The organism is Lentzea sp. NPDC051838 (genome assembly GCF_040681245.1).
Taxonomy (GTDB): Bacteria; Actinomycetota; Actinomycetes; order Mycobacteriales; family Pseudonocardiaceae; genus Lentzea.
On sequence record NZ_JBFAYI010000025.1, the window covers coordinates 67,106 to 86,156 of the forward strand.

The 19,051-nt window shown below is 67.8% G+C and carries 16 protein-coding genes; 7 read left to right on the forward strand and 9 right to left on the reverse strand.

The window, feature by feature from the left end:
• Nucleotides 1–129 precede the first annotated feature (129 nt).
• Both uvrA and AB0M24_RS36240 read left to right on the forward strand, forming a co-directional pair.
• On the forward strand, nt 130–3,009 hold the full coding sequence (gene uvrA, locus AB0M24_RS36235) for an excinuclease ABC subunit UvrA (RefSeq protein WP_363777989.1): 2,880 nt from the start codon (nt 130–132) through the stop codon (nt 3,007–3,009).
• Nucleotides 3,010–3,332: 323 nt separating this feature from the next.
• Nucleotides 3,333–3,794: an SRPBCC family protein gene (locus tag AB0M24_RS36240; protein WP_363777990.1), complete on the forward strand. Its 462-nt coding sequence runs from the start codon at nt 3,333–3,335 to the stop codon at nt 3,792–3,794.
• Here the strand turns inward: AB0M24_RS36240 and AB0M24_RS36245 are convergent.
• The 3 genes from AB0M24_RS36245 to AB0M24_RS36255 are packed head-to-tail and all read right to left on the reverse strand — an operon-like array spanning nt 3,791 to nt 6,752.
• Complete coding sequence (locus AB0M24_RS36245; RefSeq protein ID WP_363777991.1) at nt 3,791–4,987, reverse strand: hypothetical protein; 1,197 nt, start codon at nt 4,985–4,987, stop codon at nt 3,791–3,793. The genes AB0M24_RS36240 and AB0M24_RS36245 overlap by 4 nt on opposite strands.
• Nucleotides 4,984–6,120 (reverse strand): VWA domain-containing protein, encoded by a 1,137-nt coding sequence (locus AB0M24_RS36250; RefSeq protein ID WP_363777992.1) that lies wholly within the window; start codon nt 6,118–6,120, stop codon nt 4,984–4,986. Before AB0M24_RS36250 ends, AB0M24_RS36245 begins: the two co-directional genes overlap by 4 nt.
• 35 nt (nt 6,121–6,155) lie before the next feature.
• Nucleotides 6,156–6,752, reverse strand: coding sequence for a TetR family transcriptional regulator (locus tag AB0M24_RS36255; RefSeq protein WP_363777993.1), 597 nt, complete (start codon nt 6,750–6,752; stop codon nt 6,156–6,158).
• A gap of 75 nt (nt 6,753–6,827) precedes the next feature.
• Here AB0M24_RS36255 and AB0M24_RS36260 point away from each other — a divergent pair, with 75 nt between their 5' ends.
• Both AB0M24_RS36260 and AB0M24_RS36265 read left to right on the forward strand, forming a co-directional pair.
• Nucleotides 6,828–7,985 (forward strand): NAD(P)/FAD-dependent oxidoreductase, encoded by a 1,158-nt coding sequence (locus tag AB0M24_RS36260; protein ID WP_363777994.1) that lies wholly within the window; start codon nt 6,828–6,830, stop codon nt 7,983–7,985.
• A gap of 72 nt (nt 7,986–8,057) precedes the next feature.
• Nucleotides 8,058–9,209, forward strand: a complete 1,152-nt coding sequence (locus AB0M24_RS36265; protein ID WP_363777995.1) for a hypothetical protein — start codon at nt 8,058–8,060, stop codon at nt 9,207–9,209.
• A 48-nt stretch (nt 9,210–9,257) separates the two neighbouring features.
• Here the strand turns inward: AB0M24_RS36265 and AB0M24_RS36270 are convergent, their stop codons facing one another.
• From AB0M24_RS36270 to AB0M24_RS36285, 4 genes are all read right to left on the reverse strand, one after another.
• A complete protein-coding gene (locus AB0M24_RS36270; protein ID WP_363777996.1) occupies nt 9,258–11,348 on the reverse strand; it encodes an alpha-galactosidase in 2,091 nt (696 codons plus the stop codon).
• Nucleotides 11,349–11,446: 98 nt separating this feature from the next.
• Complete coding sequence (locus tag AB0M24_RS36275; protein ID WP_363777997.1) at nt 11,447–12,844, reverse strand: gluconate:H+ symporter; 1,398 nt, start codon at nt 12,842–12,844, stop codon at nt 11,447–11,449.
• Nucleotides 12,841–14,424: a D-aminoacylase gene (locus tag AB0M24_RS36280; protein WP_363777998.1), complete on the reverse strand. Its 1,584-nt coding sequence runs from the start codon at nt 14,422–14,424 to the stop codon at nt 12,841–12,843. Before AB0M24_RS36280 ends, AB0M24_RS36275 begins: the two co-directional genes overlap by 4 nt.
• A gap of 13 nt (nt 14,425–14,437) precedes the next feature.
• Nucleotides 14,438–15,718, reverse strand: coding sequence for an amino acid deaminase (locus AB0M24_RS36285; RefSeq protein ID WP_363777999.1), 1,281 nt, complete (start codon nt 15,716–15,718; stop codon nt 14,438–14,440).
• 97 nt (nt 15,719–15,815) lie between these two features.
• Between AB0M24_RS36285 and AB0M24_RS36290 the strand changes: the two genes are divergently transcribed.
• From AB0M24_RS36290 to AB0M24_RS36300, 3 genes are read left to right on the forward strand one after another with little or no spacing between them, the layout of a single operon-like run.
• The gene (locus tag AB0M24_RS36290) at nt 15,816–16,781 is read left to right on the forward strand and encodes a sugar kinase (RefSeq protein ID WP_363778000.1); all 966 of its coding nucleotides are present in this window, start codon (nt 15,816–15,818) and stop codon (nt 16,779–16,781) included.
• Nucleotides 16,781–17,527 (forward strand): IclR family transcriptional regulator, encoded by a 747-nt coding sequence (locus AB0M24_RS36295; protein ID WP_363778001.1) that lies wholly within the window; start codon nt 16,781–16,783, stop codon nt 17,525–17,527. Before AB0M24_RS36290 ends, AB0M24_RS36295 begins: the two co-directional genes overlap by 1 nt.
• 12 nt (nt 17,528–17,539) lie before the next feature.
• Entirely contained in the window at nt 17,540–17,920 is a 381-nt protein-coding gene (locus tag AB0M24_RS36300; RefSeq protein ID WP_355570094.1) for a Rid family detoxifying hydrolase, read from the forward strand.
• Nucleotides 17,921–17,967: 47 nt separating this feature from the next.
• On the opposite strand, the gene AB0M24_RS36305 is transcribed toward AB0M24_RS36300, so the two are convergent.
• Together AB0M24_RS36305 and AB0M24_RS36310 are read right to left on the reverse strand one after the other, a co-directional pair.
• Nucleotides 17,968–18,381 (reverse strand): Imm1 family immunity protein, encoded by a 414-nt coding sequence (locus tag AB0M24_RS36305; protein WP_363778002.1) that lies wholly within the window; start codon nt 18,379–18,381, stop codon nt 17,968–17,970.
• Nucleotides 18,369–19,040, reverse strand: coding sequence for a DddA-like double-stranded DNA deaminase toxin (locus AB0M24_RS36310; protein ID WP_363778003.1), 672 nt, complete (start codon nt 19,038–19,040; stop codon nt 18,369–18,371). The genes AB0M24_RS36305 and AB0M24_RS36310 overlap by 13 nt, the downstream gene beginning before the upstream one ends.
• Between the last annotated feature and the right edge of the window lie 11 nt (nt 19,041–19,051).

The window sequence follows — 19,051 nt, forward strand, 5'->3', positions numbered from 1 at the left end:
TGTCAGGGGTCGCCCCTAGCATGGTCCGCGGGTCGGTCGCAGCCTCCAAAACGATGCTAGTACGCTTCGAACGCTTGTTCGGAAGAGTGTGGCGTGAGTGACCCGCCGTCCGCAGCCGAAGGGACCCCAGTGGCAGACCGTCTTGTCGTTCGCGGCGCCCGCGAGCACAACCTGCGCAGCGTGGATCTGGACCTGCCGCGGGACAGCCTCATCGTCTTCACGGGGCTGTCCGGCTCCGGCAAGTCGAGCCTCGCGTTCGACACGATCTTCGCCGAGGGGCAGCGCCGCTACGTCGAGTCGCTCTCGGCGTACGCGCGCCAGTTCCTCGGTCAGATGGACAAACCCGACGTCGACTTCATCGAGGGCCTGTCGCCCGCCGTGTCGATCGACCAGAAGTCGACCAGCCGCAACCCGCGGTCGACCGTCGGCACCATCACCGAGGTCTACGACTACCTGCGCCTGCTCTACGCGCGCGCCGGCAAGCCGCACTGCCCTCAGTGCGGTGAGGCGATCGGCAAGCAGACGCCGCAGGAGATCGTCGACCAGGTGCTCGCGATGGAGCAGGGCACCAAGTTCCAGGTGCTCGCGCCGGTCATCCGCGGGCGCAAGGGCGAGTACCTCGACCTGTTCCAGAACCTCCAGTCGCAGGGCTACTCCCGCGCGAAGGTCGACGGCGTCGTGTACGCGCTGGGCGAGGTGCCGAAGCTCAAGAAGCAGGAGAAGCACCACATCGCGGTCGTCATCGACCGGCTGTCCGTCAAGGCCTCGTCCAAGCAGCGCCTCACCGACTCGGTGGAGACGGCGCTGCGGCTCGCGGACGGCCTGGTGGAGCTCGAGTTCGTCGACGTCGCGGAGACGGATCCGAAGCGGATCAGGGGTTTCTCCGAGAACCTGGCGTGTCCGAACGGCCACCCGCTCGCGATCGAGGACCTGGAGCCGCGGTCGTTCTCCTTCAACTCGCCGTACGGCGCGTGCACCGTCTGCACCGGTATCGGCGTGCGCAAGGAGGTCGACCCGGAGCTCGTGGTGCCGGACGACGAGATGACGCTCGAAGAGGGCGCCATCGCGCCGTGGGCCGGTGGGCAGACCGCGGAGTACTTCACGCGCCTGCTGCAGTCGCTCGGCGAGACCATCGGCTTCCGCATGGACCAGCAGTGGCGGCTGCTGCCCGCCAAGGCGCAGAAGGCGATCCTGCACGGCATCGACGAGCAGGTGCACGTCCGGTACAAGAACCGCTACGGCCGCGAGCGCTCCTACTACGCCAACTACGAGGGCGTGATCCCGTTCCTCGAACGGCGTCAGGAGCAGACCGAGTCCGAGTACATGCGGGAGAAGTACGAGGGCTACATGCGCGAGGTCCCGTGCCCCGCGTGTGCCGGCACGCGGCTGAAGCCCGAGATCCTCGCGGTCACGCTGCACCACGGCAAGAAGGGCGACAAGTCCATCGCCGAGGTCTGCGCGATGAGCGTCGCGGAGTGCTCGGACTTCCTCGACGGGCTGAAGCTCGGCAAGCGCGAGTCGATGATCGCGGGCGCGGTGCTCAAGGAGATCCAGGCCCGCCTGCACTTCCTGCTCGACGTCGGCCTCGACTACCTGTCGCTCGACCGCGCGTCCGGCACGCTGTCCGGTGGTGAGGCGCAGCGCATCAGGCTCGCCACGCAGATCGGCAGTGGCCTGGTGGGCGTGCTGTACGTGCTGGACGAGCCGTCGATCGGCCTGCACCAGCGCGACAACCACCGGCTGATCGAGACGTTGACGAGGCTGCGCGACCTCGGCAACACGCTGATCGTCGTCGAGCACGACGAGGACACGATCCGCACGTCTGACTGGGTCGTCGACATCGGCCCCGGCGCCGGCGAGCACGGCGGCAAGGTCGTGCACAGCGGCCCGTACAAGAAGCTGCTGACGAACAAGGAGTCGGTCACCGGCGCCTACCTGTCGGGTCGCAAGTCGATCCCGATGCCGGCGAAGCGCCGCAAGGTCGACAAGAAGCGCCAGCTCACCGTCGTCGGCGCCCGCGAGCACAACCTGCGCGGCATCGACGTGTCGTTCCCGCTCGGCACGCTCACCTCCGTCACGGGTGTGTCCGGCTCCGGCAAGTCGACGCTGGTCAACGACATCCTCGCGACCGTGCTCGCGAACAAGCTCAACGGCGCTCGCCAGGTGCCCGGCCGGCACACCCGCATCAACGGCCTGAACGAGGTCGACAAGCTGGTGCGGGTCGACCAGTCGCCGATCGGCCGCACCCCGCGGTCGAACCCGGCCACCTACACCGGCGTGTTCGACCACGTCCGCAAGCTGTTCGCGGCGACGACCGAGGCGAAGGTCCGCGGCTACCAACCGGGTCGCTTCTCGTTCAACGTCAAGGGCGGCCGCTGCGAGGCGTGCGCGGGCGACGGCACGATCAAGATCGAGATGAACTTCCTCCCGGACGTCTATGTGCCTTGCGAGGTGTGCAAGGGCGCGCGGTACAACCGCGAAACGCTGGAAGTGCACTACAAGGGCAAGACGATCTCCGAGATCCTCGACATGCCGATCGAGGAAGCGGCGACGTTCTTCGAACCGATCAACGCCATCCACCGCCACCTGAAGACGCTGGTCGAGGTCGGCCTGGGCTACGTGCGGCTGGGCCAGCCGGCGCCGACGCTGTCCGGTGGCGAGGCTCAGCGCGTGAAGCTCGCGTCGGAGCTGCAGAAGCGTTCGACCGGCAAGACCGTGTACATCCTCGACGAGCCCACCACGGGCCTGCACTTCGAGGACATCCGCAAGCTGCTGGGCGTGATCAACGGCCTGGTGGACAAGGGGAACACGGTCATCGTCATCGAGCACAACCTCGACGTCATCAAGACCTCGGACTGGATCGTCGACATGGGTCCGGAGGGTGGCTCGGGCGGCGGCATGGTGGTCGCCGAGGGCACGCCGGAGCAGGTCGCCGAGGTCGAGAAGAGCTACACGGGTCAGTTCCTGCTGCAGGTGCTGGAGAACGAAGAGGTGTCCGCGGCGGGGTGACGGGCTGCTCGCGGGCGGCGGTGCGCGGGGTCGAAGGACGCCGTGCTCGGCTGCCCGCGGTGGCGGGTGCGCGGTGACTTGACCGCGGGACGTGACGTCCCGGGTCGGTCGCGTCGGGTTCGCGTCTGTCTCGGCTGCCCGCAGCGTGGCCGTCGCTCGTGGGGAAGCGAGGTTGGGGCAGCGCCGAGACGGCGCCGCTCGATCGGCCTAATGAGACGCTCAGGCGGCCAAAGCGGCATGACACGCCGTGAGGAATTCCCGGTCCGCTGTGACTTTTGTCGAGGACCTGTCACCTGAACGAGCTATCCGGGATGATGTCGCCCGTGTCACTCAACCGCTACCGGTTCCGCAGCACGTGGCACGTCTGCGCGTCTCCGGCAGCCGTGTACGACGTGCTGTCCGACATCGCGAACTACCCGAAGTGGTGGCCGGAGGTGCGGTCGGCGGAGAAGATCGACGACGAGTCCGGCGTGCTGAGGTGCCGGGCGTTCCTGCCGTTCGACCTCGTCGTGCAGGTGCGGCACAGCATCGCGAACCAGCAGGCCGGGCTGTTGCGCGCGCAGTTGAGCGGTGATCTCGAAGGCTTCGCCGGCTGGGAGATCATCGGGCGCGACGGGGGGACCGACCTCGTGTTCGACCAGGAGGTCGTGGTCAACAAGGCGTTGCTGCGACGGCTCGTGCTGATCGCCAAGCCGTTCTTCCGCGGCAACCACGACATGATGATGCGCGGCGGCCTCAAAGGACTGAAGCAGGTCCTCGCCGACAAAGCCGCCAGCGAGTCCTAGCGCTGGTAGTCGCCCATCTGCACGACGAGCTTGTCGCTCTTCCGCACGCATTTCGTCGGCACCTGGTAGTGCGCGTAACCGTCCTCGTACGGCCACGAGCAGGACCAGTCGCCCGACTCCCAGAACAGACCCTGGCCCTGTGCCTGCCCACCGTCGATTGCCGCCTTGTAGCGGTCCGCGATGTCGAGCGCCGCCGGGCAGCCGAGGTCCCCGCTCACATCGATGATCTTGCTGTTCGAGGTGTCACGGCAGACGGCAGGCTCCTTGAGGCAGGGGTAGTTCCACGCCTTCCAGACTTCCTTCGGCACGTCGCCGCAGGGCATGTCCGTCTGCGCCAGCACCTTCACCCACGCGTTGTTCTTGAACTCGAAGACAACGGGCATGTCCTGTGCTTCGCGGGTAGGTCCGTTCAGGATCCCGAGCGTGTAGCGGTCCTGCCGACACTGGATGTCGAAGTACTTGAGGCCGGGCTCCGGCAGGTACACGGTCGCGAGCGACTCAGGAGACACCGTGTCGCACGGCGAGGTCTTGATCTCCTTCGCCACCAGGTCGGTCGGGACGGAGACCTCCTTCATCGTGGTGACGAGCTCGTCGGAGGTTTTGGTGAGGCGCGGTTGCTGCGCGTCGGCCGCGGCGGCGATCTCCTTGAGCGCCTTGGCCTGCTCGGGCGACAACCGGTGGCCGACGAACCGGAAGTCGATCTTCACACCGGCCCGTGCGGTGTGGTCGCGGATGAGAGCGCGGACCATGTCGGTGTCGTTGCCGCACGCGTCGACGTCACCACGCGCGATCACCACCACGTGGTTCGTCTTGGAGCCGCGGAACGGGTACCCCCGCGCGAAGTCGTCGATCGCCGCGACAACGCCGCTGAGCAGCGTCGCCTTGCCGCTCGGGGTGATCGACCGGGCAGCCTCGCCGATCCGGGCGGCCTGCCCGGTGCCGGGGGAGACCAGCTCGGAGGTGTTCGCGCCGGAGCACTCACCGCCGAACCGGCGCAGTGCCAGCGACTCGTCGGCGGACGTGTTCGAGGCGGCGGCGGACACGGCGTCGGCCACCTCGCCGAAGTCGGCGGACGAGGAGGCGTCGACGAGGAACGTCGTGCGGTGATCGGGCGGCAGGAACACCCACAGGCCACCGGCCACGAGCCCCAGCACCACGAACACCGCGCCTGCCACCAGCAACCAGCGTTTCATCGCGTTCCCCCAGGGCCCAGCCCGCGCAGCCTCGTCAGTTCTGCCGTCATCCGCGCCGCCTCGTCGTTGTAGGACTCGGCGGCCTTGGTGTAGACGGCGAGCGGCTCCGTCAGGTTCCGTCCCGAACGAGCTTCCCGCGCCAACGCGTCCGCTGCTCCGATCACCTCCGACTGCAGCGATCGCAGCCTGACCGCCCGGTCCCGCACCCCTACGGCTTCAGCGGAGGCGGTGCGACCGTCGAGGTCCTTGATCTCGATGTCGACGACCGCCTGACGAGCCTCGGCGAGCGCGCTGTCGGCGAGGTCGAAACGGCCGCTCTTCATCGCCTCGGTCGCGGCGTTGAGCTTGTCGACGGTCGGGTTCAGCACGTTCACGACGGACTGCGCCGACCGCAGCACCGGTTCGACGGTGGTGAACCAGTCGAGCGTGCGCCGAAGCTCGTCCGGCGAGTCCGCGAACGCCGGCTCCTGCGTCCCCAGCTGCGTGGTCAGTTCTTTCAGCGGCGCGCGTTCGGGGACCTGGTAGCCGATGAACCGGAACTCGATCGTCAGCCCGGCGGCCGCCACCCGGTCCCGGATCTGCCGCTGCACGAACCCGGTGTCCGAGTCGCACGCGTCCTCGCCGTGGCGGGTGACCACGATGATCCTGTTGACCTGCTTGGCTTTCAGCGAGAAGCGGGAGTCGAAGTCGTTGACCGCCTCGACGATTCCGCGCTGCAACGTGGCTTTGGCGCCCTGCCGCACCGATCGGGCAGCGGACGCGATCTCCTGCCGGTTGCCGGTGCCGAACCCGACGAGTTGCGTCGTGTTGTCGTCGCTGCCGCACTCGCCGCCGAAACTGCGCAGTGACTGGGAATCCCGCGAGCCGGAGTTGCCGACGACGGTGGTCAACGCGTCGGTCACGCTCGCCAGGTCACCGGAGGCCGCGTCGATCAGGAACGTCGTCTTGTAGGCCGGTGTGAGCCACTGGGCGGCGCCCCAGATCCCGCCCGCGACCAGTCCGACGACGAGCAGGACGATCACCGGCCAGCGTGCGCGGCGCACCAGCTTCCTGCGGGTCTTGTCGATCGCGGCGTCGACCGACGGCGTCAGCCCCGCTCCCGCCGTGGACGCCTTGAGCCTGAACCGGTCCATCACCCGCAGGGTAACGAGTTCGGGCGCAAAAGAAGTCAGGAACGGCCGGACAGGTGACGCACCAGCAAGGCCAGCTGTGCCGCGTACTTCTCGGCGAACTCCGGCGTCGCGGGATCCTCGCCGGTGATCTGGCTCGCGGTCTGCCGCAGGGTCAACGGCGCGGCGGCCGCGGCCATCAACGCGAGCAGCAGGAGACCGGGGTCGAGGTCCGCGGGCAGCTCGCCCTTGGCCTGCCGCTCGCGCATCTGGTCGACCTGGCCACGCAGGAACGCCTCGTCGGTGGGCGGGCTGTCCCCGGCCAGGTTCGACCACGCCCACAGGCGCCCGTGGTCGGTGAGCGTGGTCGCCACGAAGCTCGACAGCACGACGTCCAACGGCTGGTCCTCGTGCGCCATCTCGGCCGCCGAGCTGTGCCAGCTCGTCGCGAGCTCCTTGTACAGGCCCTCTTTGCCGCCGAAGTAGTACGAGATCAGCTGCTTGTTCACGCCCGCGCGCGCCGCGATGTCCGTCGTGCGCGTCGCCGCATAACCCTTCGCCCCGAACTCCGCCGCGGCCGCCTCCAACAGCAGGGCCCGCGTGCGTTCCGGGTCGCGCTTGCGTTCGGAAGCGGTCGGAGAGCGGCGTTGATCCACCTCGACACGGTAGCCGACGGACGGTTTTCATCCAACGGGTTGACTTAATCAACCGTGCGGTTGAAACTCGGAGGCATGAGAATCGCAGTGGTTGGCGGAGGAATCGGCGGGCTGTGCCTGGCGCACGGGTTGCGCAAGGCCGGCGTGGACGTGGCGGTGTACGAGCGAGATTTCTCGCGCACGGACCGCCTGCAGGGCTATCGGGTGCACATCAACCCCCACGGCGCGGCGGCGCTCAAGGAGTGCCTGCCCGCGGCGAACTGGCAACGATTCGAGCGCAGTGCCGGCAGTGGTGGCAACGGATTTGGCTTCATGTCGGAACAGCTCAAGCCGCTGCTCGTGCTCGACCCGGACGACGAACGGCACTACTCGGCGAGCCGGATCACGCTCCGGCAGGTGCTGCTGGACGGCCTGGACGTCCAGTTCGGCAAGAGGTTCGAGCGCTACGAGCAGGGCGAGAACATCAAGCTGCACTTCGAAGACGGCACGACCGCGGAGTGCGACGTGCTGGTCGGCGCGGACGGGATCCGGTCGCGGGTGCGTCAGCAGTACCTGCCGCACGCGGGCACCGAGGACGTCGGCGTCACGGCGATCGCGGGCAAGCTGCTCCTGGACGAGCACGACTGGGTGCCGTCGGACCTCGTCGAACGGGCCAACTCGATCATCCCGACCAGCCGGGCGGGCATGTTCCTGGTCACCCACGACGGTCTCGGCGTGACCGACAACGACGACCTGCTGTTCGACAACGTGCGGCCGTACCTGATGTGGGCGTACGCGGCGGCGGATCTGCGCGTGCACGACGGCATGGACCTGCAACGGGAGGTGCTCGCCCGGATTGCCAGGTGGAGCCCGGTGCTCAACCGGATCGTCGAGAACTCACCCGCGGAAACGATCAGCGAGTGGCGCGTTCGGTCGTCCAGGCCGATCGAACGCTGGCAGCCCACCAACGTCACGTTGCTCGGCGACGCGATCCACGCGATGACGCCGATGCGCGGCATCGGCGCGAACATCGCGCTCAGGGACGCCCAGCTGCTCACGAAGTGCATCAAAGAGGGCGGCGACTCGATCGCCAGGTACGAGCGCGAGATGTACGACTACGGGTTCGCCGCGGTCCGCGACTCGCTGAAAGCCGCGAAGCAGTTCGCCGACGGTGGCCCGGTCGCGCGGACCATCTTCAAGACCGTGCTGAGGACCGCGAGCGCGGTGCCCGCGTTGAAGCGCGCGATGTTCTAGAAAAAAGTTTGAACCGACCTGGCGGCCTCTACGTGTGGTGTGCGTTGGAGGGCACTAGCCAGGAGGTTCGAGATGATCCGCAAGGGCGTTGCGGTCGTCGTACTGGGTTTGATCTCGCTCGCCGCGTGTGCGACCACGCCGGAGAGCAAGCCGGTCGCGCAACAGCAGGAAAGCGTTGTGGCGCTGAAGGTGGCGGAGATCGACGACCTGGGGCCGGTGGTCACCGATGTCAAGGGTTTCACGCTCTACCGTTTCGACGACGACAAGCCGAACCAGTCCACTTGCGACGGTGAGTGCGCCGCGACCTGGCCTCCCGCCACGGTCGCGGACGAGAACTTCACCGTCGAAGGACTGGACAAGGGGATCGTCGGGTCGATCGTGCGCAAGGACGGCAGCAGGCAGCTGACCGTCGGCGGCATGCCGCAGTACCGGTTCGCCAAGGACGAGAAGCCCGGTCAGACCAAGGGGCAGGGCTTGCAGGGCAAGTGGTTCGTCTCCGGCAAGGCGGGCGAACGCACCACGCTGGCCGCACGCACCGGCGTGATCGCGGGTCTCGGCGCGGTGCTCACGAACGACGCCGGCCTCACGCTCTACCGGTTCGACGGTGACAAGCCGAACGAGTCCACTTGCGACGGAAAGTGCGCGGAAAGCTGGCCCCCGGTCACGGTCGACGGCGAGCCGCGGGTGAAGGGCGTCGACCCGAAGCTGCTGGGGACGATCACGCGCAAGGACGGCAAGAAGCAGCTCACCGTGTCGAAGTGGCCGCAGTACACGTTCAAGAACGACACCAAGCCCGGTGAGGCCAAGGGTGTGACGGTGCCGCAGTGGTTCGCCACGGCCACCGACGGCAAGAAAGCACAGCAGAACAAGGCGATCGCGTTGACCAGCGCGACCGTGAAGGATCTTGGCGTCGTCGCCACCGACAAGGACGGGATGACCCTCTACCGGTTCGACGACGACTCCGCGAACCCGCCGACGAGCAACTGCTTCGGCGAGTGCGCGACGCAATGGCCTCCCGCTTACGTCAGCGAGGGATTCCAGGTGCAGGGCGTGGATTCCTCACTCGTGGGGACGATCGAGCGGGACGGGAAGAAACAGCTCACCATCGCCGGACAGCCGCAGTACCTCTTCTCAGGTGACAAGGTCTGCGGTGATGCCAACGGACAGGGCGTTGGCGGGAAGTGGTGGGCTACCAAGGCCGACGGAAGTCGCGCCGGCCAGTAAGAGGGGAGAGGCCCCGGCGGATTCGGGTCCGCCGGGGCTTCCACTTGTCTAGCGCAGGCGCAGCAACAGAGCCTGTTCCGGTTCCAGCACCGGCAGCTGGATCCCGACCGACGACAGCGCGGAACCGGGCAGTGTCACCGAGTCCCAGCTGTCCACCTGACGCTGGATGATCTTCGGAAGTCCGGCAGGAGCCTCGAACGACAGCGTGTAGGTGCGGGACGGGTCGAGGCCGGGCAGGCGCACCCGGCGCGGCTTGCTCTGCACCGACGTGGCGATCTGGGCGTAGCAGAACAGCGCCTCGGACTGGTCCGCCGCGACGATTCCGTGCACCCACGCGGCCGGGTCCGGGTGGTCGGAGCGGACGACCGTGCCGGTGTGCACCAACGCCCGGATGTCCTTGTAGTACTCGATCGCGGACTGCAGCCCGGCCCGTTCCTCGTCGGTCGCCGAGTTGATGTCCCACTCGATGCCGAAGTGACCGAACAGCGCCGTGGCCACGCGGAACGAGAGGTCGTGCACGCGTCCGGTGGTGTGGGACTTCGTCGGACCCACGTGCGCGCCCATCAGCTCCGGCGGCAGGAACACGCCGGTCCAGCGCTGGATCAGCTGACGTTCCAACGCGTCGTTGCAGTCCGACGTCCACACGCGGTCGGTGCGGGACAGCACGCCGAGGTCGATGCGAGCGCCACCCGACGAGCAGCTCTCGATCTCCACGTGCGGGTGCCGCAGCCGCAGTTCGTCCAGCAGCCGGTAGAAGGCTTCGGTCTGCGCGTGGACGCGCGAGCCGATCAGGTCGCGGTTGTGGTCCCACTTCACGAACGCGATGTCGTTTTCCGCCAAGACGGACGACACGCGGTCCAGGATGTACGCGTACGCCTCGGGGTGGGCGATGTTGAGCACCTGCTGGTTGCGCCACGACGGCGGCAGCACCCCGGGACGCGGCCCGAGCACCCAGTCCGGGTGAGCGCGGTAGAGATCCGAGTCGGTGTTGATCATCTCCGGCTCGAACCAGAGACCGAACTCCATGCCCAGCGCGCGGACGTGCTTGATCAACGGCGTCAGGCCGTCCGGCCACACCGTCTCGTCGATGTACCAGTCACCCAGGCCGGCGCTGTCGTCGCGGCGGTGCCGGAACCAGCCGTCGTCCAGCACGAACCGCTCGACGCCCACGGCGGCGGCGGTGTCGGCCAGCGACGTCAGCCGCGCCAGGTCGTGGTCGAAGTACACCGCTTCCCACGTGTTGAGCACGACCGGCCGGGGGCGCAGCGAGCGTTCGCGGAGCTGGCGGTGGAAAGCCGCGCTGATGCCGTCGATGCCCTCGGAGGAGTAAGCCGCATACACGTACGGCGACTCGTAGGACTCCCCAGAACCCAACGTGATCTCGCCCGGCAGCAACAGCTCGCCGCCACCCAGAACGGGCGACGAGTCGGTGAGGTTCTCCGCGTACGTGACGTGGTTGCCGCTCCACGCGACGTGCAGCGCCCACACCTCGCCCGCGCGGAACGAGAAGCCAGGGGTGCCCGCCAGGAGCCCGATGGTGGCGTCGTGACCGGTGCGGCCACGGCGGTTCTCCCGCACCCACGAACCGTAGGAAAGCGCTTGCCGCTGAGGCGACCGCTCGCGGCTCCAACGCCCGGTGAAGTCGAGGAGCTCGGAGGCGGAGGACGGGATCGGGAGAGCGGTCTCCAGGCCCTCCAACGCGTACGGCGTCGTGCCGTCGTTGCGCACGGAGTGGCGGAGCCGCAGCATGCCGGACTCGAGCAGTTCGACGGTGCCGGTGACGGTCAGCGAAGCGGCCTCGTCGACAGCCGTGTAGCGGAAGATCGAACCCTCGTCGACCGAGAACGACGTCACGGTCAGCGAAGGCGCGAAGTGTTCACCGCCTCGATGACCGCGCAGGCCGGGGCGGCCGGAGTGCCCGGCACCCGCGTCGGGCAGCAGGGTGAGCGCGACCGGGACGTCCGGTGAGTTGTGCGGGTTCGAGAACGCGACGACGCCGACCAGGCTGCGCAGTGCTGCCTGGTCGACGTCCCCGAGCGTTCGCCCCCAGTGGGTCACGACCGGCAGTCCGGTGCCCCGGACGTCGATCACCACGCTGGAGGTGTGGTCGTGCAGGTGCACGACCTCCGTGTTGTTCATGCGGGCCCCGTCCACATCAAACACAAATGAACATTGCGCCGATCCTGAGACGCGAGGCTCGCGATGTCAAGCGTTTGAACTTGTTGAGTTATGTCTGATTAGACAACCAGGCTGAGCAGTGCCGCGACCACGAAGCCGACGACCGACAGGATGGTTTCCAGCACCGTCCAGGACTGCAGTGTTTCCTTCACCGAGAGGCCGAAGTAGCGCGAAACGATCCAGAACCCGCCGTCGTTGACGTGCGAGGCGATGATCGAACCGGACGCGATGGCCATGACCACCAGCGCGAGCTGCGGCTGCGAGTAGTTCAGGTCCGCCAGCACCGGTGCCACGATGCCCGCGGTCGTCACGATCGCGACCGTCGCGGAACCCTGTGCGATCCTGATGACACAGCTGATCACGTAGGACAGCGCGATCACCGGCAGGCCGAGATCCGAAAGTTCGCCCGCCAGCGTCTTGCCGATGCCCGTCGCGGCCAGCACGGCGCCGAAGAACCCGCCGGCACCGACCACCAGCAGGATCATCGCGACCGGCCGCAGTGAGGCGCCGGCCATCTCCGCGACCTTGTCCCGCGTCATGCCGCGCCGGAAACCCAGCAGCCAGAACGCGAGCAGCACCGCGATCGTCAGCGCCACCGCGGGCGTGCCGAAGAACGTGGCGACCGAGTACAGCCGCGATCCCTTCGTCAGCAGGATCGAGCCGAACGTGCCCGCGAGGATCAACACGAGTGGCAGGCCGATGATCGAGAGCACCAGCCCGAGCGGCGGAGCGCCCTTCGAGCCGTTCTCCGACTTCGCCTGCTCGGCCGCGACCAGCATCTCCTCCGGCACCGGCACGTTGAGGCGCTTGCCGATCCAGTACGAGTACAGGACGCCGCCGACGAACCACGACGGGATCGCCACCGCGAGACCCATGATGATGATCCAGCCGAGCGACACCTTCAGCAGACCGGCCGCCGCCACCGGTCCGGGGTGAGGTGGCATGAACGCGTGCATCACCGAAAGGCCTGCCAGCAAAGGCATGCTGAACAGCACGATCGACTTGCCGGACCTCTTCGCCGCCACGTAGACGAGCGGTGCCAGCACGAAGATGCCGATGTCGAAGAAGACCGGCACACCGAAGATCAGACCGGCGAGACCGATCGCGACCGGCGCGCGCTTCTCGCCGAACGCCTGCATCAGCTTGTCCATCAGCACCTGCGCGCCGCCGGACGCCTCGAGAATCGCGCCCAGCAACGTGCCGAGCCCGATGATCGCGGTGATGTGGCCGAGGATGCCGCCGAAGCCCTTCTCCAGCAACGAGTCCGAGGCCTTCTGCGCCGACCCGACCAGCGTCTCCGTCGGCACGCCCGCGGCCAGCGCCACGCCCAGTGCCACGACGATCAAGGCGATGAACGGCTCGACCTTGAACTTGATGATGAGCAGCAGGAGCACCGCGATGCTGACTACCGCGAGGGTGAGCAGCCCTCCTGTTGAATGTTGCAACCAGTTGATCACGGGCGGCTCCTGAGTGAATGGCCTGGCAATGCGCCGGTGGCGGTTCCGTCGTCGATCACCGTCACCCCGTTGCAGAACACGTACGGGATGCCGGCGGCCTGCTGCCGAGGCTGGTCGAACGTCGCCGTGTCGGCGATCTTCGAGGCGTCGAACAGCACCAGGTCGGCCGCGTAGCCCTCGCGGACCAGACCCCGGTCGGTGAGCCGCAAACGCTTGGCAGCGCGGCCGGTGAGGTGCTCGACGCACTCCTCCAGGCTCAGCACGCCCAGTTCACGGACATAGCGCGCGAAGTAGCGGGGGAACGTGCCCCACGCGCGCGGGTGCGGCCGGTCGCCGACGAGCAGGCCGTCGCTGCCGCCCGTGTGCGCCGGATGCTTCATGATCGCCTGCACGTTCTCCTCGTGGCCCACGTGCATGAGGCAGGAGGTGCCCAGGCGTTCGTCGACCAGCGTGTCGAAGTACAGGTCGGCGGGGTTGCGCCCGAGCCGTGCCGCGGACTGGAGGACGCTCGCGCCGACCAGGTGCGCGTTGCGGTCGTTGCGGACGCCGTTGATCTCGATGGAGTCCCAGTCGACCGGCACGCCGTGGCACCCGTCCGAGCCGATCTCCTCGATCTCCTCGCGGATGCGTTCGCGGGTGTCCACATCGGACAACCTTGCCAGCGCCCTGTCCGGCCCGCCTTCCGTCGCCCACGACGGCAGGAGCGCACTCAAATACGTTGCCCCAGGCAGGTAGGGGTAGGTGTCCAGAGAGACGTCGGCACCCTCGGAGATAGCGCTGTCCAGCAACGCCAGCAGTTCGGGCGCGCGACCCTTGTTGACGGGGAAGTTCATCGTGGCGTGCGCGAGGTGCAGCGGACAGCCGGATCTCTTCGACACGTCCACCATCTCCGCGTACGCCTCCAGAGCGCCCGCGCCGTAGCTGCGGTGGTGCGGGCTGTAGAAGCCGCCGAAGCTGCCGACGACCTCGCACAGCTGCACCAGTTCGGACGTGTCCGCGTACATGCCGGGCGTGTAGGTCAGTCCGGACGACATGCCGAACGCGCCTTGCACGAGTGCCTGCGCCAGCTGGTCCTTCATGACGGCGATCTCGGTGTCGGTCGCCGCCCGGTCGTCCCAGCCGACCACCAGCATCCGCAGAGTTCCCTGCGGCACCAGGTAAGCAGCGTTGACCGCGATGCCCTGGTCCAGCCGGTCGAGGTACTGGCCGACCGAGCGCCAGTTCCAGTCGAAGCCCGGCGGGTCGTCGTTCCACCCGGCGAGCTGACCGCGCAGAGTCTCCAGCACCTCGTCGTTGACCGGCGCGTACGACAGGCCGTCCTGGCCGAGCACCTCGGTCGTGACGCCCTGTGAGACCTTCGCCAGGTGGTCCGGTTCGGCGAGGATGCGCAGGTCCGAGTGCGAGTGCATGTCGATGAACCCCGGTGCGAGCACCAGCCCGTCCGCGTCGATCGACCGGGTTCCGCTCAACCCTTCGCCGATCGATGCGATCACACCGTCCTTGATGGACACATCCGCGCGGTACGCGGGTGTGCCCGTGCCGTCGGCGATCAGTGGTCCGCGCAGGACGACGTCGTCCATCGGTGCTCTCCGATCAGAAGTAGGTGCGGATGAGGTCGACCACGGTCGTGCCTTCGACGACCGGGATGAGCTGCCACTTGTCGAACACCGTGCAGGGGTGGGAAAGCCCGAGCCCGACCCAGTCGCCGACCCTGACCGTGGCCTCGGCGCCGAGCTGCAGGAACGAGTGCTGGTCGTTCATCGCCGAGACCCGAGCCTGGGTCAGCGGCGCCACGGCACCGTCGCGGCGGCGCACCAGCTGCGGTTCCGGCAGACCCTCGTCGAACGACGCGTCGCGCTTGCCGATCGTCAGCAACGCCAGGTCGCGCTGCGGCCGTGACGTCACCTGGGCCCACGCGCGCAGTGCCGAACGGAACGGCTCCACCCCGTCGATGCGCGAGAACGGCGAGATACCGCGGTAGAAGCCGTCGTCGTGCGTGATGTACGCGCCACTGCGCAGCACCGGGTTCACCGGAATCGGCCACGGCTGCGTCAACGTCGCCGCCACCTGGTCGAAGTACGCGCTGCCACCAGCGGTGACGATCACCGAGTCCAGCTCGTCGAGCATCCCCGCGTCGGCCATGCGCAGCACCAACGTCCGCAGGTCGGCCAGGTACCGGTCCACAATGGACTGCGAGGACTCGGAAGCGTCGTGCGCCAGCGCGCCTTCGTAACCGGAGACGCCGGCCAGTCGCAGCACGGGGCTCTGGTCCACTGCCCGCGCCACGGCCAGCGCCGTCTCCAGGTCGCGCGCACCCGTTCGCCCACCGGGAGCGCCGAGCTCGACCAGCACGTCGACCGGCCGGGACGGCTGCAGCTCCTGCACCGTCTCGCTCATCAGCGCGACCCCGGCCTCGGAGTCGGCCCAGCAGCTGAACTCGAACCGCGGGTCGTGGTCCAGCTCGGCGACCAGCCACCGCAGTGCGGCCGGGTCGAGCAGCTGGTTCGCGAGCAGGATGCGGGACACCCCGAACGCCCGGTAGACCCGCAGCTGCGAGGCGTTGGCGGCGGTGATCCCCCAGACGCCGTGCTCGATCTGCCGCTGGAAGAGCTGCGGCGCCATCGTTGTCTTCCCGTGCGGCGCCAGCATGACGCCGTGGTTGTCACACCACTTGGCCATCGTCGTCAGGTTGTGCGTCAACGCGTCCGCGTCCAGCACGACGAGCGGCCCGACGAACTCGTCGGCGAAGAGGTCCAGCCGCCGGTCGGCGACCTCGCCGATGGTCGAACCGAACGTGCTCGACGGCAGGCCCTTGAACCGCCAGCTGACTCGTTCGGAACGAATCTCCTCGACGGCCGAGAGGTCCATCTCCATCAGATGTTGCATATTTTGCAACTCCCATTGCGCGATGTGATGCTGGAGTGTGTAGCATTCGGTAGCGCCGCCGTCAACGAACACCTCTGGAGCACGCATGCGGTTCGAACACGTCGGCGGTGTCGTGTGTCTCGGCGAGACCATGGTGATGATGGTTCCGGCTGAACCCGGTCCCGTGCATCTGGTGCGCACCTGGCACCGGGCCGTCGGTGGCGCCGAGTCCAACCTCGCCATCCACCTGGCGCGCCTCGGCGTCCGGTCGTCGTGGGTCAGCGCGGTCGGCGACGACTCGTTCGGGCTGGCTGTGCTCGACGCGGTCGGCGGTCACGGCGTGGACGTCTCGCGGGTGCGGATCGACCCGACCCGCCCGACCGGCCTCTACGTCAAGGAGGCCTCGCCCGGCGGCAGCCCGGTGCGCTACTACCGGCGCGGCTCGGCGGCGTCCGGCATGGGCCTGGAGATGATCGACCGGCTGGGTCTGGGCGAGGTGAAGCTGGTGCACCTCAGCGGAATCACGCCCGCGTTGTCCGATTCGTGCCTCGCGATGATGCGTGAGCTGCTGCGCAGGCCGAGGCACGGGTTCAAGATCTCGTTCGACCTGAACTGGCGGCCGGCGCTGTGGGTGGACCGCGACCCGCGCGTGCTGCGGGAGCTCGCGGACATGGCCGACATCGTGCTCGCGGGTTCCGACGAGGCAGAACTGGTGTGGGGGACGGGCGATCCGGCGAGGCTGCGCAAGCTGCTGCCCGGTCCGTCCTCGCTGGTCGTGAAGCAGGCCGCGGACGGTGCGACGCTGCTGGAAGGCGGTTCGTCGCACTTCGAACCGGCGCTGAAAGTCGAGGTCGTGGAGCCGGTCGGCGCGGGTGACGCGTTCGCGGCCGGGTTCCTCGCGGCTACCTTGGCGGGACAGACGCCGTCGGTCCGGCTGCGTGCCGGGCACCTGCAGGCGGCCTCCGCTTTGCTCACCGCCGAGGACGTCGGAGATCCTTTGCCGGACGACGTGACAGATCCGCTGCTGCACGCCGACCCGCAGACCTGGGCGTCCGCCCGCCTGGAGGTGTAATGAGCCAGAGCCTCGACCGCGCGCTCACGCTGGTGAGCCAGCTCGCGACGGGCCCGAAGACGCTGGACGAGCTGTCCGGCGTGATCGGCGTGCACAAGTCGACGACGCTGAGGTTGTTGCGCACCCTGGAGTCGCACCGGTTCGTGCAGCGCGACGGCGTCCACCACTACCGCCTCGGCACGGCGTTGTTCGACCTCGCCAACCGGGCCCTGGAGGAACGCGACGTCCGGCGCGCCGCCGAACCCGCGTTGCGCGACCTGAACGCCCGTCTGGGCCACACGGTCCACCTCGCGTCCTACGAGGACGGTGAGGTGATCTACATCGACAAGTACGAGTCACGGCACCAGATGCGGATGTACTCGCGCATCGGCCGCCGGGCGCCGTTGCACTGCACGGCCGTGGCGAAGATCCTGCTGGCCGACCTTCCCGCGCCGGCGTTGCAGAAGGTGCTGGCGACGATGGAGTTCCCGCGGCTCACCGCGAACACCATCATCGGCCCGACCGCGTACATGGCCGAACTCGAACGGGTGCGCGCCAACGGGTACGCCGTGGACAACGCCGAGCACGAGGACTTCATCCACTGCATCGGCGCCCCGATCAAGGGTGCGAGGGGTGAGGTGCTCGCCGCCGTGTCGATGTCGGTGCCCAAGGTGCTGCTCGACTTCGACGGGCTGCTCTCGCACCTCCCAGACCTGCTCGCCACCGCAGAAGCCGCGTCCATCGAGTGCGGTTACGTTCCAAGATAAGGGGAAACTCCGTTGTCCAAGGTTGAGATCAAGACCGCCGACGCGCCGCAGCCGGTGGCGAAGTTCTCGCAGGGTGTGCGCAAGGGCAACATCCTGCAGGTGGCCGGCCAGGTCGCGTTCGACCCGAAGACCGGCGAGATCGTCGGCACGACCGTCGCCGAGCAGACGCGGCAGACGTTCGCGAACCTGCACGCGGTGCTCGCCGCCGGTGGCGCGTCCATCGACGACGTGGTGATGATCCGCGTCTACCTCACCGACACCGCGCACTTCGCCGAGCTGAACGAGGTGTACGGCGAGTTCGTGACCGAGCCGGCGCCGGCTCGCACGACCGTCTACGTGGGACTCCCGGCCGGGTTGCTGGTGGAGATCGACGCGCTGGCCGTCGTCGACTGAGCAGGCTCATGAGACGGGCCGGGCGCTGTTCGCAGCGCCCGGCCTGATCACTCTTCGGGTTGCCAGCCAACGCTTTCAGGTCGCTCACCGTTGCTGAGGACGAAGTCGTGGACTGCCTTCCGCAGGTCAGCCAGTGGGATCTCGGAATTGGCCGGCAACTCGCGCAAGTGACCCATGTAGTCATAGGTCAGAGGTGGGCCTCCGATTGTGGAGACGTTCGCCGTCACGAACGATCCGGTTGAGGCGGTATGGGTGAGGACACCGCGATCGGTGTTGATGCCGACGTGGAGCACGGCCCATCCGTCAGGGTCGCGCCGGGAAAGCTGCATCAGCGGGGGCACTCGCATCGCGGCGCGATCGGTGGCCAGCCGCTCCAGCAACGCGTCCGCGTCGTCGGTGCCCGCGACGATGATCGGCTCGTCATCGTCGTCCGGGTCGTACCACGCTCTCAACGCCACCACGGTATTGCTCCTCCGGTGAACTTCTTGCGGTAGTTCGGGGCGTACACCGTCAGTGAATACCCTTCCGGCAGTATGACAGCCAACAGCTCGTCGCAACTGAGGTCGCCCTTGCAAGGGCGATTGTTGATGACCAGCGTGAGGTGTCGCATTCGCGGGTCAGTAGCGCCTTTCTCCCGCATGAGTGCAGCCAGCTTCAGTTCAACGTCGTCAGCGGCGCGCGCTGGCAGCTGAGGGCAGCCCTGCTTCTTCAACGCTTCGTTGACTTTGGCTGACAGATCATCCCGTCCGCTGATCATCGCCTGGGACGGCCCATCCGATGCGGTCCAACGTCCGTGCGTCTTCTGGCCGCTGCCTCGCACAACTGGAGGGGGTAGTTCGGCGCGCAACTGTTCGACACGCGTCTGCGGCGATGCTGAAAGGCCGGCCTCGCGGCTGTTGGCGTCGATGCTGCTCAGATAATCCTGTGCTCTGGTTTCCGCCACCGTCAGAGTCCGGCGGATCTCATCCATGCCGGTTCTTGCCTGTGCCAGGAAACTCAGCACGTGGTCGGCGTCTTCGTCCTGCGAACCGGCCACCGCCGTGGCAAAGATCTGGATCGCGTCGTCGAGCAGTTCCGCGGCCAGGACGAGTGCGTGGCGGGCCTGCTCGGACTTGTCCACCGCTCGTCGGA

Excerpts from the sequence above, each read along its gene's own strand:
- AB0M24_RS36245 (WP_363777991.1), bottom strand. The coding sequence starts at position 4,987 with ATGAAACGCTGGTTGCTGGTGGCAGGCGCGGTGTTCGTGGTGCTGGGG.
- AB0M24_RS36250 (WP_363777992.1), bottom strand. The coding sequence starts at position 6,120 with ATGGACCGGTTCAGGCTCAAGGCGTCCACGGCGGGAGCGGGGCTGACG.
- AB0M24_RS36260 (WP_363777994.1), top strand. The coding sequence starts at position 6,828 with ATGAGAATCGCAGTGGTTGGCGGAGGAATCGGCGGGCTGTGCCTGGCG.
- AB0M24_RS36265 (WP_363777995.1), top strand. The coding sequence starts at position 8,058 with ATGATCCGCAAGGGCGTTGCGGTCGTCGTACTGGGTTTGATCTCGCTC.
- AB0M24_RS36270 (WP_363777996.1), bottom strand. The coding sequence starts at position 11,348 with ATGAACAACACGGAGGTCGTGCACCTGCACGACCACACCTCCAGCGTG.
- AB0M24_RS36280 (WP_363777998.1), bottom strand. The coding sequence starts at position 14,424 with ATGGACGACGTCGTCCTGCGCGGACCACTGATCGCCGACGGCACGGGC.
- AB0M24_RS36285 (WP_363777999.1), bottom strand. The coding sequence starts at position 15,718 with ATGGAGATGGACCTCTCGGCCGTCGAGGAGATTCGTTCCGAACGAGTC.
- AB0M24_RS36290 (WP_363778000.1), top strand. The coding sequence starts at position 15,816 with ATGCGGTTCGAACACGTCGGCGGTGTCGTGTGTCTCGGCGAGACCATG.
- AB0M24_RS36295 (WP_363778001.1), top strand. The coding sequence starts at position 16,781 with ATGAGCCAGAGCCTCGACCGCGCGCTCACGCTGGTGAGCCAGCTCGCG.